This is a genomic window from Psychrobacter piechaudii (genome assembly GCF_900162825.1).
GTDB classification, from domain to species: Bacteria; Pseudomonadota; Gammaproteobacteria; order Pseudomonadales; family Moraxellaceae; genus Psychrobacter; species Psychrobacter piechaudii.
The window spans coordinates 1-4749 of record NZ_FUGE01000088.1 but is presented as its reverse complement, the minus strand read 5'-3'; the positions used below and the strand labels follow the sequence as shown (position 1 = coordinate 4749).

The window sequence follows — 4749 nt, the reverse complement described above, 5'->3', positions numbered from 1 at the left end:
GTAGCTTGAGGGTAGAGCAGGTTTGCGAATAAGAGGATGGACTTGTGCTGAGTGTGGCACATGGCATGATAGAGATATCAATGCTGCTAAGAACATCCTTGCGGTCGGGCTTGACCGTCTAGCTGTAGGAATCCCCTCGGTTTAGCGAGGGGAGGAAGTCAATTCTTATTTGAATTATCCGGGTAGCATTCTTAGTAACATTTTCTGTTTAATATTTTCAATAAAAACTGCAGTTACAACCTTTGTAACAACATTGAAGCCACAATCGTTTATCCTACTATTTGATACAATCTATAACTCATTAACGCTATGCTAAAGCTGAATACATCCCATAACCTCTGTTAAAATAAAAAAGCCAAAAACATGAATTATCAAAACAGTTACGCCACCTTAGATCCTCGCCTTTATAATCAGCAGCCCCCTACGGCTCTTAATAACCCAAAGGCAGGACACTTCAATCCTTTTGTTGCTAAGCGCCTAGGCTGGGATCAAGATCCAGACTTGATGCAAAACTGGGTTGAGATATTATCGGGTAACTATGTGCCTGAAGGATTTGAACCTTTAGCCATGGCTTATGCTGGTCATCAGTTTGGACAATGGGCTGGACAACTAGGCGATGGTCGCGGGCTATTAATGGCACAAGTGGTTGATAATAATGGCAAATTAACAGACCTGCATTTAAAAGGAGCTGGCCTAACCCCTTACTCTAGAATGGGCGATGGCCGGGCCGTATTACGCAGTACCATTCGAGAATATCTATGTGGTCATGCGATGTCCTGCCTAGGTATTCGCTCTTCCACCTCTTTAGGCTTTGTCACCTCTGATACCCCCGTAAGACGCGAAACGGTAGAACAAGGGGCAGCACTTATGCGCGTGGCCGATACTCATATTCGCTTAGGCCATGTCGAGTGGATAGCCAGCTTCGCTCCGGATTTATTGCCAAGCTTTACCCAATATATGATAGAAACTTACTATCCTGAACTCACCACTTCACAGACTCCTGTGGCTGATTTTATCACTGCAGTAGTGACTGCCACTGCTACCATGATTGCCGATTGGCAATTGATTGGCTTTGCTCATGGGGTGATGAATACTGATAACTTATCTATTACCGGAACCACTTTAGATTACGGCCCGTTTGGGTTTTTAGAAAGATTTGATCCTGCATGGATTAACAATCATTCGGATTATTCGGGACGATATGCCTATCAAAACCAGCCCGCCATCGGTCATTGGAATCTAAATGTGTGGATGATGCACTTTATGCAGTTGTCTGGCAAAGCCTTATTTCACGATAATAAAAAAACTATCAACCGCGAAGTTTTGGGGCAATGTCTGGCTAAATATGAATCAAGCTTTATGGGTCACTATCAAAAAGGCATCTGTAAAAAATTAGGCTTGCCTTGGGAGAGTTTAGACAATAGTGATGCAGAAGCTGAAACTGTAACCGAGGTGATTAACGATACGTTAAAGCTGGCGTTTGAGTTTTTGGAGTTCATTGAGGCCAATAAGCTGGACTACACCAACAGCTTTAGAAGCTTAGTTGCTGTAATTGATAGCAATAGCAATCCTTATGAGGCTGAGCTATTACAAGCAATAGACGCTGAATTAGACAACGAACAACGAGCGGCTTGGGCAGATTGGCAACAGCGTTATTTGACTCATATTAATACTATAGGGGTAGACACAGCTAAGGTTATTGAGTGTCTCAAAGCTACCAACCCAATTTATGTGTTACGTAATAGTATGGCGCAGCGTGCCATTACCAAAGCTGAGGCTGGAGACTTCTCCGAAGTAGATCGTTTATTCCAGCTGTTAACCACCCCTTATCAGCAACATGTATTAGCGACCCAACAAGACATAACTCCTCCAGATCGAAGCGCCAAACCTTTAATTATAAGCTGTTCATCATAATTATTTTTGGCACTACTAAATATTTTTCATACAAAAAACTAGGTTCAGAGCCTCTTATACAAGCTATATGCGCTCTGAATCTGTATAATCAGCATATTACTGACGCAATAGACAAATCTAGACATTGCACACGTCATTAATAATGTTAATAATATTAAGTGACTAAAGCCCTCAAACTAGTAGCATAAAGTGCTAAAATATCAGGGTAAAATGCCACAAATTTGAGTCTCCCGTTTGCGGATTTCCTTTTTCTAAAGATAATTGGTCTTAAACATGAGCGATAATACTTCTAATCCAATCTCCACTGAAATCAATGACATCAATGCGATGAATAAAGAGCAATTCGAGCAGTCCGCGCTGCACTATCATGAGTATCCTATCCCAGGTAAAATATCTGTTACCCCTACTAAGCAAATTGCTAACCAACACGATTTAGCACTGGCTTACTCTCCAGGTGTGGCTGTTCCATGTTTGGAAATTCAAAAAGACCCAAAACTAGCCGCCAAATATACTGCGCGTAGCAACCTAGTGGGCGTTATTACCAACGGTACTGCAGTATTAGGTTTAGGTGACATTGGTCCATTAGCATCAAAGCCAGTGATGGAAGGTAAAGGCGTTCTATTTAAAAGATTCGCCGGTATTGATGTATTTGATATCGAAATTGCTCAGAACGATCCTGATAAGTTTATTGAAGCGGTTGCTTCTCTTGAGCCGACCTTTGGTGGTATTAACTTAGAAGATATTAAAGCTCCAGAATGTTTCAAAATTGAGCGCGAATTGCGTGAACGTATGAACATTCCTGTGTTCCATGATGACCAACATGGTACCTCAATTATTGTGGGTGCGGCTTTAATTAACGCTCTACAACTCATTGATAAAAAAATTGAAGACATCAAGGTAGTTTGCTCTGGTGCCGGTGCAGCAGCTATCTCTTGTTTAGATTTGATTTGCGCCTTGGGTGTAAAAAAATCTAACATCATCGTATCAGACTCACGCGGTATTATTTCTACCAAACGTGAAAACTTAGATGAAAGCAAACAGCGTTATGCTCGTGATATAGAAGCCACCAGCATCACTGAAGTGATGGATGGTGTGGATATGTTCCTAGGCCTATCAATGCCAGGCACCCTAACTCCAGATATGATCACACGCATGGCCCGTGACCCAATCATCTTTGCACTGGCTAACCCTACTCCAGAAATTATGCCAGAGCTTGCTCATGCCATTCGTGATGACGTTATCATGGCAACTGGTCGTTCAGACTATCCAAACCAAGTAAACAATGCGCTTTGTTTCCCTTATATTTTCCGTGGTGCTCTAGATGTGGGCGCAACAATGGTAAACGAAGAGATGAAAATCGCTTGTGTCCATGCTATTGCAGCTATGGCTCACGTTGAAGCTACGCCACTACAAGGACAGAAGTATGTTGATACCAGCAAGAGCTTTGGTAGAGAATACTTAATCCCTGGTCCATTAGAGCCAAACTTGATTGTTGAAATCGCTTCAGCAGTGGCCAAAGCTGCTATGGATTCAGGTGTTGCTACCCTGCCTATCGAAGACTTCGCAGCTTATCGTCAAAAACTTTCGGCCTTCGTATATAACTCAGCCTTCGTTATGAAGCCTCTATTTGCACGCGCCAAAGAAGATCCTAAGCGTATTGTATTCTGTGAAGGTGAAGATCCAGACGTACTACGTGCAGTACAAGTAGTAGTAGATGAAGGTCTAGCTAAGCCTATCTTAGTAGGTCGTCCAAGCATTATTGAATCACAAATCAATGCTCTAAGTCTGCGTCTTAAGTCTGGTGACAATATTGAAATCGTTAACCAAGATAATGACCCACGCTATAAAGATTATTGGCAGTCTTACTATGAGAAGAATAAGCGTAAAGGTGTAAGTATTGAGCTTGCCCGTCGTGACGTGCGTCGTAAGACCACTTTAATCGGCTCATTATTGGTTGAAAAAGGTGATGCTGACGGCATGATTTGTGGTACCTTCAGTTACTACAACTTGCACCTAAACTACGTTGAAAGAGTGATTGAAAAGCTAGAGGGTGTTAAGCACTTCTACTCGATGAACGCAGTATTGATGCAAAACCGCAATCTATTTATTGCTGATACTTATATCCATGAAGATCCAACTGCAGAGCAATTGGCTGAAATGACGGTATTGGCAGTAGCTCAAATGCGCCGCTTTGGTATCACACCTCGCGTTGCCCTATTATCACACTCAAACTTCGGTACCTCTAATCGTGCCAGCGCCGTTAAAATGCGTAAAGTATATGAGCTGTTGACTGAAATGGATGTAGATTTTGAGTTTGATGGTGAGATGCATGGTGATGCGGCACTAGATGACCGTATCCGTACTCAAGACTTCCCACACAGTGTACTGAAAGGTCCTGCTAACCTATTGATTATGCCAACTATGGACGCAGCTAACATCGCGTTCAACTTATTGAAGACAGCCACTGGTAGTGCTTCTATTGGTCCAATCTTATTGGGTGCAAGCAAACCTGTTCATATCCTAACTCCTTCAGCTACTGCGCGTCGTATTGTTAACATGACTGCATTAGCCGTTACTGAAGCTCAGGATATTGCTGCTGCTAAAAACGCTGAATAAGCTGCTAAATTATAGTGGCTAATAGGCACTATTTATAAGTCTATCCAATTGAAGTTATTGACTTCCTCCCCTCGCTAAACCGAGGGGATTCCTATAGCTAGACGGTCAAGCCCGACCGCGAGGATGTTCTTAGCAGCATTGATATCTCTATCATGCCATATGCCACACTCAGCACAAGCCCATCCTCTTATTCGCAAACCTGCTCTACCCTCAAGCTAC

At 42.6% G+C, this 4749-nt stretch carries 2 protein-coding genes and 2 pseudogenes; 3 read left to right on the top strand and 1 reads right to left on the bottom strand.

All coding sequences use genetic code 11. The features are described from left to right. Positions 1–7 precede the first annotated feature (7 nt). The 3 genes and pseudogenes from A1019T_RS04060 to A1019T_RS04045 form a co-directional block, all read left to right on the top strand. Positions 8–145 (top strand): annotated as a pseudogene (locus tag A1019T_RS04060) (zinc ribbon domain-containing protein); the annotation flags it as partial. Between the two features lie 218 nt (positions 146–363). Beyond that, positions 364–1914, top strand: coding sequence for a protein adenylyltransferase SelO (locus A1019T_RS04050; protein ID WP_077450541.1), 1551 nt, complete (start codon positions 364–366; stop codon positions 1912–1914). Positions 1915–2187: 273 nt separating this feature from the next. Continuing rightward, on the top strand, positions 2188–4530 hold the full coding sequence (locus A1019T_RS04045) for an NADP-dependent malic enzyme (protein ID WP_077450540.1): 2343 nt from the start codon (positions 2188–2190) through the stop codon (positions 4528–4530). A gap of 74 nt (positions 4531–4604) precedes the next feature. Here A1019T_RS04045 and A1019T_RS04040 read toward each other — a convergent pair. Further along, positions 4605–4742: pseudogene (locus A1019T_RS04040) on the bottom strand (zinc ribbon domain-containing protein); the annotation flags it as partial. Positions 4743–4749 lie beyond the last annotated feature (7 nt).